We start from the raw sequence: 20,396 nt of genomic DNA on the forward strand, positions 1-20,396 counted from the left end.
AAAAGGCCATCGCTGCAAAGCGATGGCCCGATTACCTTCAAAGCACAAACACTGAGTACATTGCGATGATTGACCGCTTGTCATCAGGGCATCAAACGCATCACATCACTGGCTTCGAACTCGACCTCTTCATTGTCATCATTCAGATATGTACCACTGATGCTGATCAACCGCGCTTCACGCTCGGAGACCTCGCCCAGCTGACCAGCCACACACTGACTGTTGAACTTCAGGGTCAGATCGTTCCAGCCATCGGCTCCCTCTGTGGTACATTCATTTTCCTGTACCGGCTCACTAAAGCCACCGTCATACGGCGTGGCCACATCCTCATAGGACCAGCGCAGAGCCTCGCAGTCCCCGGCCATTCTAACGGTCTCGGGCAGAATGCGGGAAACATCAAAGTCTTCCGAGCCCAGAATGGCCACCGGAATCACCCCTTTCTGCGTCAGTTTCAGCGGATTGGGGCAGGAGGTGGGCTTGATATCTACCTTGACCGGTGCTGCCGCGGCAACACAGGCGGCCAGTACCGCTTCGATAACAGGTTGAGCATCTTGGCGGAACGTCTCCAAGTTGAAGAGCTGCCCGCCGGTCGCATCGGCCAAAGGCTGAGCTTCGGCAAAAAGATCGCTCGGCATAATACCAAAGAAGATGCCGTCCACCGCCGTCATGGCATCGATGGCATCCTGCCGGGTAACAGTCCCCTGGGCCGGTGTTTCATCGGTAATCAAAATGTTACAGTAGGGCGCACCGGTGAAATTCAGTGATACTTCACTATTTTCAAGTGTGTCAGTCGCCGACTCCACTACCGCCCGGTAACCTTCCTCAAAGTCCCCGCTGGCCACCAGCTCATTCACCGCATTCTGAAAAGCGGTGGGGTCAGTGGTCAACGGCGAGTGCAGGTGTGGTGCCTGATTAGAACCATGACTATAAGCACCATACCCCACCAGACCTACATGAGAGCCTGCCGGCAAGGCGTTAAAGATGGTCACCACATTGGTTTTCACATCGGCAATGTCACCCCCCATGGAGCCGGATTCATCGATTTTAAATACCACGTCTATACCTTGGGCATAGGCGCCGCTGCATGCCATGGCCACCGCCAGGGCGCAAACCGTATTACGTACATGTTTCATCATTCTGCCTGCTGTCTATATCAGTTAATAACGAAAAGGCAATTAAAGCTTACTGCCAGTTATCGCACTCTCTTCCTTCACTGAATACAACCCCCCGTGCTTAATAAAGTAAAAAATGGCTCTAGACCAACAGAGCCACGCCGTTCAATCTGATGCAATTAACGCACCAAAAACATAAACAGCTGAATCAGCAGAAGTAATAAAAAAAAAAATCGAAAAAAAATATAAACCGTAAGTAAAAGGCAACATTAAACCTAACCAAAAGAGCAAAAACCAGAAAAAACAACAAGTAAAACAAATTTAAAAGTGTATCAAAAAGCTAACACAACCTAAAAAAAAGACACACTAATCAATAGCTTGAAAAGGCACACCTCTATTCTCCCGCTCATTATTAACCTGAAAACTTTGATAAGCACACTCCCTCTGTTTCACAAGTGAAACAACTCCAGCATATTTACACCTTCAATTATCAACACACATAAAATAAGAGTATACAAATCAACAAATTATTAATCATGGTTCGTTATATGCATTAAACCCAGCCAGATGTAACAAGCATTTTGGAGCAACAAATGATACAGGAAGCAGTTTCACCGAATCAGGGGGATGCTTTCAGCTGGATTGTCGGGCTGCTGACGCTCGGGCTGGCTGCATGGCTGGTGTATGAAGCCTGGCTTGAGCCACCTTCTACTCTGACAGTGACACAAGAGGTACAGGCAAAAAATGAGATTCAAAAAGATACAACTCTCTCGGCTCCTCGCTTGCCATCTCATGTTTATTCACCAACTTACAAAGCCGGCAACTCTTCAATCTTGCCTCCATTATCCGCCAGCGAGCTGCTGGAGCAACTGACCCTTTGGCAGTATCAGCAGGTTAACACTCTGAGTGCCGACGACATCCGACAGATACAGATGAATCTAACTCAACTGGCCAGTCTGGGCGAAAGCGCCATTCCGGTTATTTATCAATATCTGAACAGTGGCCAGGATGTGGACTATCTGCTGCTTGGTAACAGCAGACACCTCGACCAGCCCACCTTGCGCCTGGCGCTGTTTGACGTATTGCATCGCATAGGCGGGGACGACGCCGAAACCATCTGGGCCGGTGAACTGGAGCGTACCGCCAGCCCTCGGGAAATTGCGGCGCTGGGCCAATATCTGGATGAACAGGCTCCCGGACTCTACCGCGAAGATATCGTCAATGCTGCGAAAGATGCCATGGCGCTTGCATCTATGGACGGCGGTAATGGTGAAAATATGGGGCCGCTGTTTCAAGTTTTACAGGCTTATGGGGATGAAAATGTTCTGACCGATCTGGAGTCGGTAAGGCCGCTTTGGTGGGGAAAGTATGCCTCCGTTGCATTGGCGAGCCTTCCCGACGGTATCGGTATCCCCGGGCTTGTAAATGGGGTGGTAGACTCACCAAAGACTCATTTGGGATCACGTTTCGCACTGCAGATGCTGGCGCAGTCCGCCGAATACCCTGAAGCACAGATAGCGTTGATCAACAGCACTCGAGAACAGCAAATTCCCGATCGCCTCTGGCAGGAATTTGCCTGGATGATCGCTGGCACCTATCGATTTCAGATAGAAGAGCCGAATACCGGTGCCCAAGCCATCTATCAGGGCGCTATCCCTATTCCTGTTCACTCAATACGCAAATACATCACCTTCTCGCCTGGCGGCGGCCAAGTGCTATACGGGGTGCGTTACGCAACACCCCAACTGACAAGCGAGCAGATAATGCCACGTTTGGATTTTATCGAGACCTTACTGTCAGAAACGTCAAGCCCGGCGGCGGTACAAGCCCTGGAGCAGGCCTATGAGATGGTCTGGTCTGTGTATACACAAGAGGAGCAGTAATCATAAGCAGATCATGACTACAGAGAAACTCAACCTACAAGCATAGTTACTGGCTATGCAAACAATATCAGCCCAAATTAAGGAGGGCCTGAATAATGAACACGTATTGCAAGTGGAAAAAAGTGACGGGATACCTGTTGGGTACCTTGATCGGCCTAGGGGCCTCATTGACGCCTGCCTGGGCAGGTCATCCTGAAGTCAGTTTACCTGGCAGTAACTTCGAGATCGAAGACCCCACCATGGGTAATGGTGCAAATATTAAAGTTGATAACGTTTTAGACCCAGATTCAATCGACTGGGCAAATATCCCAGGTCGTATGGTCGCGGAGGACATTAATATCACCGTCGGTAATAAATTCGATGACTCAGCCTTTGGTCAGGGGACTGCTGAGGACACTTTTCCACCATCCGTGGTGGCCGGTGGCATCCCGCCCAACAAAAGCAATCTTCTGAAATTTGGTGTCGCCACCGAAGAAACCGAAGACTACCAATTCATGCACCTGTTCTGGACGCGAGCTAACAACCCCTCTGGCACCGTGAACATGGATTTCGAGTTCAACCAGTCCGAGGAATCTGTTGTCTACAATACTAACCCGCCAATCACAATACCGCAGCGAACAGCAGGGGACTTACTGATACAGTATGACCTGACAGGCGGGGGAACGGATCTTGCGAACGTTGAGTTATGGCTTTCACGATGGGTGACGGCGGCTAGCGCAGGGGGGGCACCCGCGAGCACGGAATGCGAAGCATCCAACCGCTTCCCATGCTGGGGGGTAAGAAATAATTTGACCACTGATGGGAATGCTACCGGATCTGCTAACGGAGCAATTATCCTAACAGGCGACGCCGCTGGCCTGGACGATGGCATGGGGTTGGATGAAGTAACCTTTGGCGAGGCATCGATCAACCTTACCGAAGTATTGGGTGATGGGGCGTTGCAGTGCTTCACCTTCGGTAGCGCCTATCTGAAGAGCCGCTCGTCCGACTCCTTTAATGCTGCGCTCAAGGACTTTATCCCGCCAATAGCGGTCAACATCAGCAACTGCGGTTCCTTCACGCTAGTTAAGAAGGATGACAACGATGCGCTACTCGAAGGAGCGGGTTTTACCCTGTACGAGGATGATGGCGATCTCGTGTACGATGACCAGGTCGATACTACCGTATTTGATACCTGTACTACGGACTCAAGCGGTGGGTGCCTGTTTGAAAACGTGCTCCCCGGGGGCTACTGCCTGGTTGAGACGAGTACGCCGGCAAACCATCTCGGTGCAGATCCAAAATGTTTCACGTTTGATCCGGATGCGGATCCGCTTACGCTGGAATTCATCAACCGGCGTCTGGGTTCCATTCTGGTGAAAAAGGTGAAAAAGGTGAAAGAAGGGGATCCGGAGGTACTGCTGCCGGGAGCTGTATTTCAGGTAACTGCAGCTTCTCCTACACCTGTTACTGAGGACGAGGTTCCTGCACTTCCACTTACCATGACGGAATCCCAGGCTGGTTACCACTGTGTCGATGGTCTGCCGCTGAAAGGTGCTGATCTAAATGATTTCACCTATACGGTGAAGGAACTTACCCCACCGGTAGGCTATATTGGTGCGGATGATCAGATGACTATGGCGACCGTTGGAACCTGTGCTGAGCGTGGCACGACATCCCCCGATCTGACGTTTGTAAACACTCGCAAGCCCGGGGCCATCAAGATTACCAAGACCACCAAAGCTGTTCCGGCAGGCGAAATCCCTCACGGGAAAGTGACCTTTAAGGTTTACGATGGCCCCACTACTGGCAATCCTGTGGGTACCGTGGTGACTGACCCAACAACCGGCGTGGCATGCCTTGGGGACCTTGACGTAGGTACAACCTACACGGTTGTAGAAACAGTACCGACCGGTTATGCAGCTGAAGATCCGAAGGAGGTCACTATTACTACTGACGCGACCTGCGGTAGCGGTGATGAAGACGAAGTCGATTTCCACAACACGCCGTTAGGCAAGTTCACCATCAGCTACGATTCGTTGCCAGAGGATGGGTATGGTAAAACAAAAGCGACCGTCAACTGCGGTACCGGTTCTGGTATCGCCGTTAATGTCGATTTATTTGATGGCGATGAAGTTCCCTCTGGTGAGCTTAATTTTGAGACACAGGCAACTTGGATTTGCACCATCGTGATTGATCCATAACGGAATCGTTTCGCAGCTAAGCACAAGGGCGGAGAAAAACTCCGCCCTTTTTTGTTTGCCCAGCGAAGTGGCAAACCCGCCAGGTTGAAAGAAACCTGAAATGATGAACCATCATGCAGCAAAACACGCTCAAGTAATTGAAACTTAATAGGTATATTTCCTTTTTGTGTTTCAACAACTGCGCCATGAGCATCCGCGTTAACCGCTCTATAAAGATCGGGGATGCGCTTTTCCTCAACTGGTTGTGAAACGGCTTGTAAGTAACAAAGTCAGCTTCGCTAAGCTGCATTCCATTGAACCGGAACTGTAGCGTAGCAATAGAGGCTGTGTTGCCCTGCCCCGGTGCCGGGCTGTCGGTTTCTGACGGGAGTAGTTTCATATAACTCTGTATATCTGTGGCATTCAATGGTGGTAACCCGATTCATCCCATAAAACGATATATCGCCAGCAATGCTGGCGCGGACAATACCGGCAGCTGAACACGGCTCCTTTACGGGTCCAGATACGCCCGAGTTTTTTGCTTGCATTCTTGTTACAGGGGGCGGCTCTTACCCTCGCATGCTTCATGGTGCCATGCCTTTGCCATGGAAACAGGTTCACTGCTTAAAATACAAGGCAAGTTCCGCACCATCTTTTATTATTCCAGTCTTTTCAGTGAGTTGACTTTTATCCGGTATCTAGCCCGTACCAGAGTGTTAACCCCGGGAAACAGCTTCTGGTTTATTTGCTGCCGGCCAGATGGTGTTTTTCCATCAGCCGGTACAGGGTAACGCGGGAAATGCCCAACTGCCGGGCCGCCGCCGACACATTGTTGCCAGCCTTTCTCAGGCTGCGCCTTATGGCCTGGCGCTCGGCCTGGTGGCGGGCTTCTTCCAGGGTGGGCGTGGCCTGCCCGGCCATGCTCTTGTCCAGCCCCAGATCGGCGGCGGTGATCAGCCGGTTGTCGCTCATCACAATGGCCTTGCGCACCCGGTTGATCAGCTCCCGCACATTGCCGGGCCAGTCGTGGCCGTTCATGGCGGCAATGGCCCGGCGGCTGAAACCACGCACCTTGTGATGGCGCCCCTCGGTAAACTTGCGAAAGAAGAAGCTGGCCAGCAGCTCGATGTCGCCCTCCCGCTCCTTGAGATCCGGCACTTCTATGCTGAGCACATTCAGCCGGTAGTAGAGATCTTCCCGAAAGCCCCCCTCCTGCACCTCTGCTTCCAGATCCCGGTGGGTGGCGGCAATGACCCGGGCGTCGATATAGAGGGTTTCGTGCCCCCCCAGCCGCTCTATGGTCTCTTCCTGCAAAAAGCGCAGCAAATTCACCTGCAGCGACAGCGGCAGATCGCCGATCTCGTCAAGGAACAGGGTGCCGCCGCCGGCGGCTTCAATACGGCCAATCTTGCGGCAGTGGGCCCCGGTAAAGGCGCCTTTTTCATGGCCGAACAGCTCGGTCTGAATCAGGTTTTCCGGCAGGGCGCCGCAGTTGAGCGCCACAAAGGGGCCTTTGCGGCGTTGGGAGCGCTGGTGAATGGCCCGGGCGATCAGCTCCTTGCCGGTGCCGCTGCTGCCGGTGATCAGCACGGTGGCGTCTACCCCGGCCACCTTGCGGATCTGACTGAACACCAGGCGAATGGCCGGGCTGGCGCCCACCATCTGGCATTCTTCCCGGTAGCGGCGCAGTTCGTCTTCCTGTTCCCGCAGCCGGCCCAGTCCCCAGGCGTGGCCCAGGGTGGCGCACAGGTAGGGCGCCTTTTCTTTCAGCGGTAGGGTGTAGTAGTCAAAAAAGTAGTCATAGATCAGTTCGCAGATGGTGCCATCGTGCACATGATCCGCCTCGATCAGGGCAATCCAGTTCAGTGGCGGGGCTTTTTCCACCAGCCGCGTAAAGTCGCTCCGTTGCTCGTCACTCAGCTCACCAATATGGGCCAGTGCCACCTGGAATTGCTCGCTGTCGAGCGCGGCACTGGCCTCGGCAATGGAGCTGGCCCGCACCACCCGCCAGTTGTCGAGCCCGGCCAGGGCCTCGCTCTCGGGGTGTGAGGAAAGGTGCAGGTAAAGCACCGCCCGGGTGGCTTCTGGCTCTTGGTCATCCCTGTTTTTCCGGTTGAGTAGTGTTGTCATTTTTTATTCGGCCTTCCTGGAACGAATATGTGTGAGTTTAGTACGGGGTCGGCCTCTTCGGTAAAGCGGCGCTCCGGCGGCTATATTTAGGAAGGTTCATATCCAGGGACGGAATCATGTACAGCGATTATTTCGGGTTAACGGAGCCGCCCTTTTCCATTGCGCCGGATCCCCGTTACCTTTATCTCAGCCGGCAACACCGCGAGGCACTGGCCCATCTGCAATATGGCCTGAGCTGCCCCGGCGGCTTTGTGCTGCTCACCGGTGAGGTCGGCACCGGCAAAACCACGGTGTGCCGCTGTCTGCTGGAGCAGGTGCCGGAACACACCGAGCTGGCCTTTGTGCTCAATCCGGGCGGCTCGGCGCTGGAGCTGCTGGCCGCCATTTGCCAGGAGCTGGGCATAGCGCCACCCGAGCCGGCCGATGTCCGGCAGCTCACCGGCGCCATTTATCACCACCTGCTGGAATCCCACGCCGCCGGCCGCCATACGGTGCTGATCATCGATGAAGCGCAAACCCTGCCGGTGGCGGTGCTGGAGCAGATCCGCCTGCTCACCAATCTGGAAACCAACACCCGCAAGCTGCTGCAGATCATGCTGCTGGGCCAGCCGGAGCTGGCGGAAAAACTGGCCCGGCCCGAGCTTCGGCAGCTGTCCCAGCGCATTACCGCCCGTTACCATATTGCGCCGCTCAATTTCGATGAAATGCGCGCCTATATCGCCCACCGGCTGTCGGTGGCGGGACTGGAAGCCCAGCTGTTTCAGTCCGCCAGCCTGCGCCGGCTGTATTGGCTTACCGGCGGCGTACCCCGGCTGATTAACGTGATCTGCGATCGCGCCCTGCTGGGGGCCTTTGTACAGCGCCTGCCCAGGGTGGATACCGCCACCCTGGAGCGGGCCGCCGTGGAAGTGCTGGGCAGGCCGGCAGTCGTTTCCCGACGGCGGTCGCCGGCCCTTGCAGCCGCCCTGCTGCTGACACTGATCACCGGCATGGTCCTGGCCGGCTGGCAATACCGCGAGCAGGTATCAGCCCTGCTGGCCGTTAACAAAACAACGCCCACGGCCAGCGCCCGGGCTCTGGCTCCCGCCCTTCCGCCTGACCGGCCGGCCGCCTTTCACTGGTCCTGGCCGGAAAACCTGGATACCGACACCAGTCAGGCCATGGCCTACCAGCAGCTGTTTGACCTGTGGCAGCTGGATTATGATCCGGCCACGCAGCCGGTGGTGTGCCGTTATGCCCGCCGTCATCGGCTGGATTGCGCCAGTGAGAGCGGCACGCTCGCCACCCTGATGGCGCAAAATCATCCGGCGGTGATCCGGCTGGAGCCCGAGGGCCGGCCGGCACTGTACGCCACCCTCACCGGCATTACAGAAGATCATGCCAGCCTGATGCTGGGAGGGCGGCGGCTGCAGGTGCCGCTGGCCGAGCTGCAAACGCTCTGGTCCGGCAGTTATGTCATGCTGTGGCAGCCCCCGCCCCGCTATCAGGGCCCCATGCATGTCGGCAGCCGGGGCGAGGCAGTAACCTGGCTGGAAAGGCACCTGGCCGGCTGGCGCGGCCGCCCCGCTCGCGTCTCTCTGGCCTACTACGATGATGTGCTGGCCGCCGATATGCAGGCGTTTCAGCGCAGCAAGGGTCTGGTTGCCGATGGCGTATTCGGGCCGCAAACCGGTATTTATTTCAGCGCCAGCCTGCTGGCCGGGCTGCCCCGGCTGACTACCCAAGGGGAGGCTTCCCGTGTCTTACATCCTTGATGCCCTGAAACAGTCCGAACGCCGGCGTATGGGGCGCGCCACCCCGCCCGGCCAGTCCTCACCGCCCGAGCCACCGGCTCCGCCGGCGCGGCCCTTTTATCGCCGGCGCCTGCTCTGGTTACTGTTGTTGCTGGTGCTGGCACTGCCCATTGGTTATGGCCTGGGCCGTTTTGCCGTTAACTGGCTGGAGCTGGCCTCATCCCCCGATCCGGCCACTACACCGGCACCACTGACCATCGACGATGAGCCACGGGCCATCGAGCCGCCGGCACGCCAGCCCATCGTGGTTGATGATGCTCCAGCGCGCATTCTGGTGGAAGCGCCGCCGGCGGTAAGCCTGAACGAGCCGAAACCGGCATCTTCACGGCCGGACCGAGCCACTCCGCCCAGTCCAGATCTGCCCACCGAGCCGGTGCAGCAGGCGGCTCCCCCCGAACCGGTGTTTGATCCCGGCGTGCCGGACATTCGCGAGCTGCCCGCCAGTATTCGCAGCCGGCTGCCGGCGCTAACCCTGTCGGTACATATCTACTCGCCGGATCCCGCCGCGCGCATGGCCAATATCAATGGCCAAATGCTGCGGGAAGGGCAAAATGCAGGTCCTGTCAGTATTGAGCGCATTACTCCCAAGGGAGTGGTACTGCGTTTTCAGGGCAACGACTTTCACCTGGGCTCGGTGGGAGGGTAATACCGCTGTCACCCCGCGAAGGAACATCATCCCCGCGCAGGCGGGGACGGGGGTCCATGCCACAAACGGCGCCATGCTTGTAACCGTGCAATCTGTACTGGATACCTATTTTCATGGGCATGACCAGAGTTTGGAGGCGGATGTGTCGTTGCAGCGGAGATGACAAGCGTGCCGCTCTCGCGAAGATCATACTCTGGGGTAAGATGACGACCCTGTTTTTGCCAACATGAGTCACCTTATGAGTCACTTTACCCTGCTGGTGGGATCCACCCTTGGCAATGCCGAGGATCTGGCCGATGAAATGGCCGATCAACTGCAAGCCGGCGGTCATGCAACGGTTATTCACACTTCTCCCCAACTTGATCACATCTTGATCGCCCCCGATCATTATCTGCTGCTGGTGTGCTCCACCCACGGTGCCGGTGATCTGCCAGACAACATTCAGCCCTTTTTCGAGGCGCTGCAGCAGCAGGCGCCGGCACTGGAGGGGGTAAAATATCTGGCCGTGGGCCTGGGCGATACCGCCTACGATACCTTCTGCCACGCCATACAAAAGCTGGATCAACGGCTGTCGGAGCTCGGGGCCAGCCGGATCGGCGATCGGCTGGAAATTGACGTCAGCGCGGGGGATCCCCCCGAGAAGCAGGCACAGATCTGGCTTGATCAGAGCCTGAATGAGGCCGGGATCGGCTGAACGCCACGCCGGCCAGGATCTGTTTTCAGGTGATTCCGGCCGGCGATCTGCATTTCTTCCACCAAGTTATCAACAGATCCAGCAGTTACACTCATTCATTGCCACCTACTCTTCAGGATCACACCTGTTGATAAACATGCTTCAAACCGGTGTTAAACCTATAGTTATCCTATAAACTAAATTTTTTTTCTTGGCCCCATGTGGATAAATCAAGGAGTTAACCACCGGTCATACGTGGGTACGGGATCTGTTTTCCACATCAAGTGATCGGTGATAAGTGAATGATCTCCATGATCAAAAATTGCTTATTCACAGATCCGGGCGATGCTAATAACAGATCCAACAGAAGATCGATCTAAAGATCCAAGATCTATAAGCAATCGCCGGATCCGCTCTGATCCGGTTTCCATCCCTTTCGTAAACCAGCTAAAATATCCGCCCCTTGAAAGAGACCGCTGGATCACCACCGGTCGGCATCATGGGCCGTGAATCCTTTCAGCTGAGTGTTTCAAGAGTGTTCGTTATGCAATATGAAGAGTCGTTTGATGTCATCGTGGTCGGTGGTGGTCATGCCGGAACGGAAGCCGCCGCCGCTGCCGCTCGTATGGGGGCAAATACCCTGTTGCTGACTCACAATATCGACACACTTGGGCAAATGTCCTGCAACCCGGCCATTGGTGGCATCGGCAAAGGACACCTGGTCAAGGAAATTGACGCTCTGGGCGGGATCATGGCCCAGGCAGCCGATAACGCCGGCATTCAGTTCCGTACCCTGAACGCTTCAAAGGGCCCGGCAGTGCGCGCCACCCGCGCTCAGGCGGATCGTCAGCTCTATCGTCAGGCAGTCAGAACCCGGCTGGAAAACCAGCCCAACCTGAAGATCTTTCAGCAGGCCTGTAACGATCTGATCCTTGACGGCGATACCGTGGTGGGCGTAGTTACCCAGACCGGCCTGAAGTTTCACGGCAAAACCGTGGTGCTCACAGTGGGCACCTTTCTCAACGGTCGCATTCATATCGGCATGGACAACTACCAGGGCGGGCGCGCGGGAGATCCGCCCTCCATCGCTCTGGCCAGCCGCCTGCGCGAGCTGCCGCTGCGCATCGACCGGCTGAAAACCGGCACCCCGCCGCGCATCGACGCCAACAGCGTGGATTTCTCGGTAATGCAGCCCCAGCCCGGTGACAACCCGACGCCGGTGTTTTCCTTCATCGGCAGCCGGGCGGATCAACCCCGCCAGGTGCCCTGTTACATCACCCACACCAACGAGCACACCCACGAGGTGATCCGCCAGAACCTGGATCGCAGCCCCATGTACGCCGGGGTGATCGAGGGGATCGGCCCCCGTTACTGCCCGTCGATCGAAGACAAGATCATGCGCTTCGCCGACAAGAACGCCCACCAGATCTTTGTGGAGCCGGAAGGCCTGACCAGCACCGAGCTCTATCCCAACGGCATCTCCACCAGCCTGCCCTTCGACGTGCAGCTGAAGATCGTACGCTCGATCCGCGGTTTTGAGCAGGCTCATATCATGCGCCCCGGTTATGCCATTGAGTACGATTACTTCGATCCGCGGGATCTGCGATCCAACATGGAAAACAAGTGCCTGCACAACCTGTTCTTTGCCGGCCAGATCAACGGCACCACCGGCTACGAAGAAGCAGGCGCTCAGGGCCTGCTGGCAGGCACCAACGCCGCCCTGCGCGCCGCTGACCGGGACGCCTGGTCACCGCGCCGGGATCAGGCCTATCTGGGCGTGATGATGGACGATCTGTCCACCCTGGGCACTCAGGAGCCCTACCGCATGTTCACCAGCCGGGCCGAATACCGCCTGTTGCTGCGGGAAGACAACGCCGATCTGCGCCTCACCGAGGAAGGCCGCAAACTGGGTCTGGTGGACGATCACCGCTGGGCGCTGTTCTGTGACAAGGTCGAGCGCATTGAGCAGGAAAGCCAGCGTCTGCGCAGTACCTGGATCAATCCCAAACACACCGCCGCCCCGGCCCTGAATGAAAAACTGAAAACCCCCCTCAGCCGGGAGCACAATCTGGAAGAGCTGCTGCGCCGGCCGGAACTCGATTACCCCACCCTGATGGCCATCGAGGGTATCGGGCCGGGCATCGATCACGAGCAGGCCGCCGAGCAGGTGGAAATTCAGACCAAGTACGCCGGTTATATCGAACGCCAGAAGGATGAAATTCAGAAGCAGTTGCGTAACGAGCACACCCGGCTGCCGCTGGATCTGGAGTACGCCGAGGTGTCCGGCCTGTCCAACGAGGTGATCGCCAAGCTGAACCAGGCCCGCCCGGAAACCCTGGGGCAGGCGTCGCGCATTTCCGGCGTCACGCCGGCGGCCATCTCCATTCTGCTGGTGCATCTTAAAAAGCGCGGCCTGCTGCGCAAGTCGGCGTGAGGATGATGATGCTGCAACAACTGAACGACTTGCTGGCTCAGACCGAGCTGGACGTGAGCGAGCAACAGGCGCAACAGCTGATGGCGCTGGTGGGCCTGCTCGACAAGTGGAACAAGGCCTACAACCTCACCTCGGTGCGGGACCCCAACGCCATGCTGGTGCGCCATATCATGGACAGCCTGGTAGTGAGCCCTTACCTCGAGGGGGAGCGTTTTATCGATGTGGGTACCGGCCCGGGCCTGCCCGGCCTGCCCCTGGCCATTATCAACCCGGACAAGCAGTTCGTGCTGCTCGACAGCCTGGGCAAGCGCATTCGCTTTATTCGCACCGTGGTGCACCAGCTGGGCCTCACCAACGTGGAAGCGGTGCAGAGCCGGGTGGAAGCCTTTCAGCCCGAGCAAAAGTTTGACGGTGTGCTGAGCCGGGCCTTTGCTTCGCTGGACGACATGCTAAGCTGGTGCGCGCACCTGCCCGCTGCCCATGGCCGTTTTCTTGCCCTCAAGGGCGTGATACCGGAGCAGGAGCTGCAATCCCTGCCCGCTCACCTGACATGCGCTGGTGTTTATCCGCTGCATGTGCCCGGGCAGGAAGGCGACCGCCATCTGGTGGTCATTTCGCAAGCCAGCCAGTAGAGGTTTTCGGTGGGAAAAGTCATTGCCATTGCCAATCAGAAAGGTGGTGTGGGTAAAACCACCACCTGTGTCAATCTGGCCGCGTCCATGGCGGCCTCCAGCTGCAAGGTGCTGGTGATCGATCTTGATCCCCAGGGCAACGCCACCATGGCCAGCGGCGTTGATAAATATCAGGTGGCCAATACCGCCTACGAGCTGTTGGTGGATGAGCTGCCGGTTGAGCAGGTGGTGATCACCGAGACCAGTGGCGGCTTTGATCTGATTGCCGGCAATGGTGATGTGACCGCCGCCGAGATCAAACTGGTGGAGTTTTTTGCCCGGGAAGTGCGTCTGCGCAATGCCCTGGCGCCGGTGCGCGAGTATTACGATTACATTTTCATCGATTGCCCGCCGTCCCTTAACCTGCTGACAGTCAACGCCATGTCGGCGGCCGACTCGGTACTGGTACCCATGCAGTGCGAGTATTTTGCCCTGGAAGGTCTGACCGCCCTGATGGATACCATCAGCAAGCTCGCGGCAGTGGTCAACCCGGCGCTGAAAATCGAGGGAATACTGCGCACCATGTACGATCATCGTAACCGCTTGTCCAATGAGGTGTCCGATCAGCTTAAAAATCATTTTGGTGATCAGGTCTACCGCACCGTGATCCCCCGTAATGTGCGTCTGGCGGAAGCGCCCAGCCACGGCACGCCTGTCATGTATTACGACAAATCCTCGGTGGGTGCCAAATCCTACCTGGCACTGGCCAGCGAAATTCTGCGCCGGGACGCAGAGCGGCAGCCTCATTCCGAACAGGTGGAAAAGACAGCATGAACATCAAACGTCGCGGCCTGGGCAAGGGCCTGGATGCCCTGCTCAGCACCAGCTCCGCCGCCAATTTGCGCCGGGAGCAGGCCGACACGGATTCCGTAAAGAACGCCGGCGGCGAACTGCAACATCTGGCCATCAATACCCTGCAACCGGGCAAATACCAGCCCCGCCGGGACATGTCCCAGCAGGCGCTGGAAGAGCTGGCCGGGTCCATTCGTCAGCAGGGCATCATTCAGCCCATCGTCGTGCGCCCGCTCGAGGCCGGCGGCCATGAGATCCTGGCCGGCGAGCGCCGCTGGCGGGCGGCGCGCATGGCCGGACTGACCCAGGTGCCGGTGCTGATCAAACCTGTGACAGATCAGGAAGCCCTGGCCATCGGCCTGATTGAAAACATTCAGCGCGAAGATCTCAACGTGATGGAAGAGGCCCGCGCCCTGGCCCGGCTGATTGAAGAGTTTGCGTTCACTCACCAGACCGTGGCCGACGCCGTGGGCAGAAGTCGCAGTGCGGTCAGCAACCTGCTACGGCTCAATCAACTCAACGACGACGTCAAGCAACTGGTGGAAAACGGCTCCCTGGAGATGGGGCATGGTCGTGCCCTTCTGAGTCTTGAAGGTGAAAGTCAGTCTCAAGTGGCTCATCTGGTGGCGCAAAAGGGGCTGACGGTGCGGGAAACCGAGAAACTGGTAAAACAGGCTCTTTCTCCTCAAAAGCCAAAAACCGGGCAGTCCAGACCCGAGTACCTGGCGCGGCTGGAGCAGGAGTTTGGTGAAAAATTAGGAATAAAAGTAGAAGTCAAGTCATCCAGTAAAGACAAGGGAAAGCTGGTCATGTCCTATAACTCATTGAATGAATTGAATAAAATAGGATATTTTTTTGGCTTGGGGGACGAAAGCGGTTCCTGAGCCGGGGCAAAACCTGTAGTAATTCTTCAGTCAACACAAGTGCGGAGAAAATGCTTAAAAAAAGCACTGAAATCCGCGAAAAATAAGGATTTAGTGCAATTGCATTTGTGGCGTTCACGGGTATAATTTGACCTGCTTTTTTGGGGCTTAACCGATGGAAGTGCATCGGAAAGGCCCCTAACTGTATCAGGAGTGGTTGTGAAGCAGAAAACCCGGCACCTCAGTGACAGACAAGTGGCGCTGGCAATACTGATTTATCAATTACTTCTGGTGGTGGCAGTCGCCGGCCTGTTCAATTTCGGACAGGATGAGGCCGCCGCCCGTTCCGCCCTTTTAGGGGGCGGAATCTACTGGGTTCCCCAATGCCTTTTCAGCATGGTGGTGCTGGCCAGAAGTGCCGGTGATGCCACGCCGCAAAGCATTGTGGCGAGCTTTTACAGCGGGGCAGGGATTAAGCTGGCCAGCACCATTCTGTTGTTCATCGTGGTGTTCAAGTACATGGAGGTAAGTATCTTGCCCCTGTACACGGCTTACGCCCTGGCATTGCTGATGCAGTGGATTCTTTCATTCACTCTCAACAACCGTTACTAGGAAAACACATGGCTGCAACAGGAGATGTCCTAACTTCCCAGGGTTATATCTCTCACCACCTGCAACACCTGCAGATTGGTTCGGGATTCTGGGCGTTGAATATCGATTCTTTGCTTGTTTCCGTTGTCCTGGGCGCGCTGTTCTTGTGGGGCTTCAACAAGGTGGCATCCCGTGCTACCACCGGAGTTCCGGGCAAGTGGCAATGTGCCATCGAGCTGTTGGTTGAATTCGTGGATAAATCCGTCAAGGACGTCTTCCATGGCAAAAGTGCGTTGATCGCGCCGTTGGCGCTGACCATTTTTGTCTGGGTATTCCTGATGAACCTGATGGACCTTATCCCGGTCGACTATCTGCCCTATGGTGCGCAATTGCTGGGCGTTCCTTACCTGAGGGTTGTTCCTTCCGCCGATGTTAACATCACCATGTCCATGGCGTTCGGTGTCTTCTTCCTGATCATTTTTTACAGCATCAAGATGAAGGGCGTGTCCGGCTTTGTAAAAGAGCTGACCATGCAACCGCTGAACCACTGGTCCATGATTCCCGTTAACCTGGTGCTTGAGACTGTATCGCTGATCGCAAAACCCATCTCCCTGGGTCTGCGACTGTTCGGCAACATGTACGCCGGTGAGATGATCTTCATCCTCATCGCGGGTCTGCTGCCGTGGTGGTCTCAATGGGTCCTTAATGTGCCGTGGGCGATTTTCCACATTCTGGTAATCACTCTGCAGGCTTTCATCTTCATGATCCTGACCGTCGTCTACATGTCGATGGCCTATGAAGAACATTAATTAACGATAACAAAAACTTAACAAGCTGTCGTTCTAACCGCTAACAATTGGAGAAAAAAAATGGAAATGATTTTCATCGCTGCCGCTCTCATGCTGGGTCTGGCTTCTATCGGTGGTGCTATCGGTATCTCTATGCTGGGTGGCAAGTTCCTGGAAAGTGCTGCTCGCCAGCCTGACATGCTGCCTGCCCTGCGCGGCAACTTCTTCATCGTGGTAGGTCTGGTTGACGCCATCCCGATGATCACCGTTGGTATGGCTCTGTACCTGATCTTCGCCGTAGCCTAATGGCCCGGCACGTTTATCAGTCTGCTAACCAACTTTAAAGGAGAGTTGCGATGAACATGAACGCAACAATCCTCGGTCAAACGATCGCGTTTATCATCTTCGTTTGGTTCTGCATGAAGTTCGTATGGCCCCCCATCATGGGTGCCATCGAGAAGCGCCAGAAAGAAATCGCCGAAGGCCTGTCCTCGGCTGAGCGTGCCAAGAAAGACCTGGCACTGGCGCAGACCAATGCAACCGAACAGCTGAAGGAAGCCAAGCTGCAGTCTGCTCAAATTGTTGAGCAGGCCAACAAGCGCAAGGCCCAGATCATCGAGGATGCAACGCGTGAGGCTCAGGCCGAGCGTGAAAAGATTCTGGCACAGGCCCAGGCTGAAGTTGAAGCCGAACGCAATCGTGTCAAAGAGGAACTGCGCAAGCAGGTTGCTGCTCTTGCCCTGGTGGGTGCAGAGAGAATCCTCGAGCGTCAGATTGATGCCGCTGCCAACAGCGACATCGTTGAGAAAGTAGTAGCTGAACTGTAAGGGAATTAGAGCCATGGAAATGAAAACCATTGCTCGCCCCTATGCCAAAGCAGCTTTCGATTTTGCCGTTGAGAAAAAAGCGGTCGACAACTGGTTGTCCATGCTGACTTTTGCTGCCGAAGTGGCGCAGAACGACAGCATGGCCCAGGTCCTCGGCAGCGATCTGAACGCGGAAAAGATGGCCGACGTGTTTTTGGCTGTCTGTGGCGAACAGCTCGACGAGCAAGGCCAGAACCTGATAAAGGTGATGGCCGCAAACGGACGCTTGAGTGTGTTGCCGGCAGTGGTGCAGGAGTTCGCCGAAATGAAGGCGGAACTGGACCGGGTAGTGGACGCCGATGTGGTTTCCGCCGCCAAACTGACCAAGCAACAAGTGGCCAAGATTCAGGCTTCACTGGAAAAGCGTCTGGGACGCAAGGTGAACCTGAATTGCAGCGTCGACAAGAGCCTGATGGCCGGCATTATCATCAAGGCCGGCGACCTGGTTATCGACGGAAGTGTGCGGGGCCGTCTGTCCCGCTTGGCCGAAACGCTGCAATCTTGATTGGGGAATAGAGCATGCAACTGAATTCAACTGAAATTGCCGAGCTGATCAAACAGCGCATCGAGCAATTCAATGTTGTCAGTGAAGCACGAAACGAAGGCACCATCGTCTCTGTAAGCGATGGCATCATTCGTATTCACGGCCTTGCTGACATCATGCAAGGTGAAATGATTGAACTGCCGGGCAACCGTTACGCCCTGGCACTGAACCTGGAGCGCGACTCCGTGGGCGCCGTGGTCATGGGTCCTTACGCCGACCTGGCCGAAGGCACCAAGGTTCACTCCACTGGTCGTATCCTGGAAGTTCCGGTAGGCCGCAGCCTGCTGGGCCGTGTGGTTAACACCCTGGGTGAGCCGATCGACGGCAAGGGCGCCATCGAGACCGATACCACTTCTCCGGTAGAAGTGATCGCTCCCGGCGTAATCGACCGTCAGTCGGTAGACCAGCCGGTACAGACCGGTTACAAGGCCGTTGACGCCATGATTCCGATCGGCCGTGGCCAGCGTGAGCTGATCATCGGTGACCGTCAGGTGGGTAAAACCGCCCTGGCCGTTGACGCCATCATCAACCAGAAAGACTCCGGCATTAAGTGTGTGTACGTGGCCATCGGCCAGAAAGCGTCCACCATCGCCAACGTGGTCCGCAAGCTGGAAGAGCATGACGCGCTGAAGAACACCATCGTGGTTGTTGCTTCCGCTTCCGAGTCTGCCGCCCTGCAGTACCTGGCGCCTTACGCCGGTTGTGCCATGGGTGAGTTCTTCCGTGACCGCGGTGAAGATGCCCTGATCGTGTACGATGACCTGTCCAAGCAGGCCGTTGCCTACCGTCAGATCTCTCTGCTGCTGCGTCGTCCGCCGGGCCGTGAAGCCTACCCGGGTGATGTCTTCTACCTGCACTCCCGCCTGCTGGAGCGTGCTTCCCGCGTGTCTGCCGACTACGTTGAGAAGTTCACCAATGGCGAAGTGAAAGGTCAGACCGGCTCACTGACTGCGCTGCCGATCATCGAAACCCAGGCCGGCGACGTGTCTGCGTTCGTACCGACCAACGTGATCTCCATCACCGACGGTCAGATCTTCCTGACCACCGAACTGTTCAACTCCGGTATTCGTCCGGCCGTTGACCCGGGTATCTCCGTATCCCGTGTAGGTGGTGCAGCCCAGACCAAGATCATCAAGAAGCTGTCTGGCGGTATCCGTACCGCGCTGGCCCAGTATCGTGAACTGGCGGCCTTTGCCCAGTTCTCTTCCGATCTGGACGATGCTACCCGCAAGCAGCTGAACCACGGTCAGAAAGTGACCGAGCTGATGAAGCAGAAGCAATACCGTCCGATGTCCGTTGCCGAGCAGGCCCTGTCCCTGTTCGCCGCTGAAAACGGCTACCTGGATGATGTTGAGCTGAAGCTCATCACTACGTTCGAAGACGCCCTGCTCGCTTACGCCAATTCAGAACATGCCGCCCTGATGGCGGAGATCAACGAGAAAGCCGACTACAACAAAGACGTTGTAGCCAAGCTGACTGCGTTGCTGGATAGCTTCAAGGCTACCCAGTCCTGGTAACCATGTGGCAGCGTTTACTGCTGCCACCTGAATTGGAGAAGCGACATGGCCGGCGCAAAAGAAATACGTAGCAAGATCGGGAGTGTGAAAAACACTCAGAAGATCACCAGCGCTATGGAGATGGTGGCCGCCTCGAAAATGCGCAAGGCGCAGGATCGCATGGACCACAGCCGCCCATACGCTGAAACCATACGCAAGGTGATCGGCCACATCGCGCAGGGGAACCTGGAATACAAGCACCCCTATCTGGAAGACCGTGAGGTCAAGCGCGTAGGCTTTATTATCGTCTCCACCGATCGTGGCCTTTGTGGTGGTCTGAACATTAACGTGTTCAAGGCTGCCATGAACAGCATGAAAGCATACACCGACAAGGGTGTGGGCGTTGATCTGTGCCTTATCGGCAGCAAGGCGGTTGGCTTTTTCAACCGTTATGGCGGCAAGGTACTGGCTCAGGCTTCCGGCCTGGGTGACAACCCCGCCCTGGACAGCCTGATCGGCTCGGTCAGCGTCATGCTTGAGGCATACGACAAGGGTGAGATAGACAAGCTGTACCTGGTGTACAACAAGTTTGAAAACACCATGGTGCAAAAGCCGACGGTCGATCAACTGTTGCCTTTGCCTGCATCGGAAGAAGAAGTGGCCAGCCACAGCTGGGACTACATCTATGAACCGGATCCCAAATCGCTGCTGGACACGCTGCTGGTACGTTTTGTGGAATCTCAGGTGTATCAGGGTGTGGTCGAGAACCTGGCCAGCGAACAGGCGGCCCGGATGGTAGCGATGAAAGCCGCAACCGATAACGCCGGCAACCTCATCAACGATCTGCAACTGGTGTATAACAAGGCCCGTCAGGCCGCCATTACCCAGGAGCTGAGTGAAATTGTTGCCGGGGCCGGTGCCGTATAAGGCAAAGGTATTCAAAGGTTTAGAG

The 20,396-nt window shown here is 56.3% G+C and carries 18 protein-coding genes; 16 read left to right on the top strand and 2 right to left on the bottom strand.

The genetic code is table 11. The annotated features are described in order from the left end of the window. Positions 1–83: 83 nt before the first annotated feature. Positions 84–1,136, bottom strand: coding sequence for a vWA domain-containing protein (locus tag DA373_RS11040; RefSeq protein WP_107852371.1), 1,053 nt, complete (start codon positions 1,134–1,136; stop codon positions 84–86). Between the two features lie 569 nt (positions 1,137–1,705). Here DA373_RS11040 and DA373_RS11045 point away from each other — a divergent pair. Continuing rightward, positions 1,706–2,995, top strand: a complete 1,290-nt coding sequence (locus DA373_RS11045; RefSeq protein WP_107852372.1) for a hypothetical protein — start codon at positions 1,706–1,708, stop codon at positions 2,993–2,995. Between the two features lie 95 nt (positions 2,996–3,090). After that, complete coding sequence (locus DA373_RS11050; RefSeq protein WP_107852373.1) at positions 3,091–5,178, top strand: MSCRAMM family protein; 2,088 nt, start codon at positions 3,091–3,093, stop codon at positions 5,176–5,178. A gap of 720 nt (positions 5,179–5,898) precedes the next feature. On the opposite strand, the gene DA373_RS11060 is transcribed toward DA373_RS11050, so the two are convergent. Next, complete coding sequence (locus tag DA373_RS11060) at positions 5,899–7,287, bottom strand: sigma-54 dependent transcriptional regulator (RefSeq protein WP_232821261.1); 1,389 nt, start codon at positions 7,285–7,287, stop codon at positions 5,899–5,901. A gap of 116 nt (positions 7,288–7,403) precedes the next feature. Here DA373_RS11060 and DA373_RS11065 point away from each other — a divergent pair, with 116 nt between their 5' ends. From DA373_RS11065 to atpG, 14 genes are all read left to right on the top strand, one after another. Next, positions 7,404–9,041 (top strand): ExeA family protein, encoded by a 1,638-nt coding sequence (locus tag DA373_RS11065; protein ID WP_107852375.1) that lies wholly within the window; start codon positions 7,404–7,406, stop codon positions 9,039–9,041. Further along, on the top strand, positions 9,025–9,726 hold the full coding sequence (locus DA373_RS11070) for a general secretion pathway protein GspB (protein WP_107852376.1): 702 nt from the start codon (positions 9,025–9,027) through the stop codon (positions 9,724–9,726). Before DA373_RS11065 ends, DA373_RS11070 begins: the two co-directional genes overlap by 17 nt. A gap of 238 nt (positions 9,727–9,964) precedes the next feature. Continuing rightward, entirely contained in the window at positions 9,965–10,420 is a 456-nt protein-coding gene (gene mioC / locus DA373_RS11075) for an FMN-binding protein MioC (RefSeq protein WP_107852377.1), read from the top strand. A 523-nt stretch (positions 10,421–10,943) separates the two neighbouring features. Next, complete coding sequence (gene mnmG / locus DA373_RS11080) at positions 10,944–12,833, top strand: tRNA uridine-5-carboxymethylaminomethyl(34) synthesis enzyme MnmG (protein WP_107852378.1); 1,890 nt, start codon at positions 10,944–10,946, stop codon at positions 12,831–12,833. 8 nt (positions 12,834–12,841) lie between these two features. Next, a complete protein-coding gene (gene rsmG, locus DA373_RS11085) occupies positions 12,842–13,465 on the top strand; it encodes a 16S rRNA (guanine(527)-N(7))-methyltransferase RsmG (RefSeq protein WP_107852402.1) in 624 nt (207 codons plus the stop codon). Between the two features lie 9 nt (positions 13,466–13,474). After that, a complete protein-coding gene (locus DA373_RS11090; RefSeq protein ID WP_107852379.1) occupies positions 13,475–14,278 on the top strand; it encodes a ParA family protein in 804 nt (267 codons plus the stop codon). Beyond that, positions 14,275–15,180, top strand: coding sequence for a ParB/RepB/Spo0J family partition protein (locus tag DA373_RS11095; protein ID WP_107852380.1), 906 nt, complete (start codon positions 14,275–14,277; stop codon positions 15,178–15,180). The genes DA373_RS11090 and DA373_RS11095 overlap by 4 nt, the downstream gene beginning before the upstream one ends. A gap of 198 nt (positions 15,181–15,378) precedes the next feature. Continuing rightward, positions 15,379–15,771 carry an ATP synthase subunit I gene (locus DA373_RS11100; protein WP_107852381.1) on the top strand — a complete coding sequence of 131 codons (393 nt, stop codon included), beginning with the start codon at positions 15,379–15,381 and terminating at the stop codon, positions 15,769–15,771. An 8-nt stretch (positions 15,772–15,779) separates the two neighbouring features. Further along, a complete protein-coding gene (gene atpB / locus DA373_RS11105) occupies positions 15,780–16,559 on the top strand; it encodes a F0F1 ATP synthase subunit A (protein ID WP_014290938.1) in 780 nt (259 codons plus the stop codon). Between the two features lie 60 nt (positions 16,560–16,619). Then, a complete protein-coding gene (atpE, locus tag DA373_RS11110; protein WP_071471457.1) occupies positions 16,620–16,844 on the top strand; it encodes a F0F1 ATP synthase subunit C in 225 nt (74 codons plus the stop codon). A gap of 50 nt (positions 16,845–16,894) precedes the next feature. Next, positions 16,895–17,365, top strand: a complete 471-nt coding sequence (gene atpF / locus DA373_RS11115) for a F0F1 ATP synthase subunit B (protein ID WP_014290940.1) — start codon at positions 16,895–16,897, stop codon at positions 17,363–17,365. Between the two features lie 13 nt (positions 17,366–17,378). Then, a complete protein-coding gene (gene atpH / locus DA373_RS11120) occupies positions 17,379–17,909 on the top strand; it encodes a F0F1 ATP synthase subunit delta (protein ID WP_107852382.1) in 531 nt (176 codons plus the stop codon). 14 nt (positions 17,910–17,923) lie between these two features. Continuing rightward, positions 17,924–19,465: a F0F1 ATP synthase subunit alpha gene (atpA, locus tag DA373_RS11125; protein WP_107852383.1), complete on the top strand. Its 1,542-nt coding sequence runs from the start codon at positions 17,924–17,926 to the stop codon at positions 19,463–19,465. Between the two features lie 45 nt (positions 19,466–19,510). Next, the gene (atpG, locus tag DA373_RS11130) at positions 19,511–20,371 is read left to right on the top strand and encodes a F0F1 ATP synthase subunit gamma (protein ID WP_107852384.1); all 861 of its coding nucleotides are present in this window, start codon (positions 19,511–19,513) and stop codon (positions 20,369–20,371) included. The last annotated feature ends 25 nt before the right edge of the window (positions 20,372–20,396 follow it).

This window comes from Oceanimonas marisflavi (assembly GCF_003049725.1).
GTDB lineage: Bacteria > Pseudomonadota > Gammaproteobacteria > Enterobacterales > Aeromonadaceae > Oceanimonas > Oceanimonas marisflavi.

What these genes read in the sequence shown, in the direction of transcription:
- DA373_RS11040 (WP_107852371.1), bottom strand. Translation starts at nt 1,136, where the DNA reads ATGATGAAACATGTACGTAATACGGTTTGCGCCCTGGCGGTGGCCATG.
- DA373_RS11045 (WP_107852372.1), top strand. Translation starts at nt 1,706, where the DNA reads ATGATACAGGAAGCAGTTTCACCGAATCAGGGGGATGCTTTCAGCTGG.
- DA373_RS11050 (WP_107852373.1), top strand. Translation starts at nt 3,091, where the DNA reads ATGAACACGTATTGCAAGTGGAAAAAAGTGACGGGATACCTGTTGGGT.
- DA373_RS11060 (WP_232821261.1), bottom strand. Translation starts at nt 7,287, where the DNA reads ATGACAACACTACTCAACCGGAAAAACAGGGATGACCAAGAGCCAGAA.
- DA373_RS11065 (WP_107852375.1), top strand. Translation starts at nt 7,404, where the DNA reads ATGTACAGCGATTATTTCGGGTTAACGGAGCCGCCCTTTTCCATTGCG.
- mioC (WP_107852377.1), top strand. Translation starts at nt 9,965, where the DNA reads ATGAGTCACTTTACCCTGCTGGTGGGATCCACCCTTGGCAATGCCGAG.
- mnmG (WP_107852378.1), top strand. Translation starts at nt 10,944, where the DNA reads ATGCAATATGAAGAGTCGTTTGATGTCATCGTGGTCGGTGGTGGTCAT.
- rsmG (WP_107852402.1), top strand. Translation starts at nt 12,842, where the DNA reads ATGCTGCAACAACTGAACGACTTGCTGGCTCAGACCGAGCTGGACGTG.
- DA373_RS11095 (WP_107852380.1), top strand. Translation starts at nt 14,275, where the DNA reads ATGAACATCAAACGTCGCGGCCTGGGCAAGGGCCTGGATGCCCTGCTC.
- atpB (WP_014290938.1), top strand. Translation starts at nt 15,780, where the DNA reads ATGGCTGCAACAGGAGATGTCCTAACTTCCCAGGGTTATATCTCTCAC.
- atpE (WP_071471457.1), top strand. Translation starts at nt 16,620, where the DNA reads ATGGAAATGATTTTCATCGCTGCCGCTCTCATGCTGGGTCTGGCTTCT.
- atpF (WP_014290940.1), top strand. Translation starts at nt 16,895, where the DNA reads ATGAACATGAACGCAACAATCCTCGGTCAAACGATCGCGTTTATCATC.
- atpH (WP_107852382.1), top strand. Translation starts at nt 17,379, where the DNA reads ATGGAAATGAAAACCATTGCTCGCCCCTATGCCAAAGCAGCTTTCGAT.
- atpA (WP_107852383.1), top strand. Translation starts at nt 17,924, where the DNA reads ATGCAACTGAATTCAACTGAAATTGCCGAGCTGATCAAACAGCGCATC.
- atpG (WP_107852384.1), top strand. Translation starts at nt 19,511, where the DNA reads ATGGCCGGCGCAAAAGAAATACGTAGCAAGATCGGGAGTGTGAAAAAC.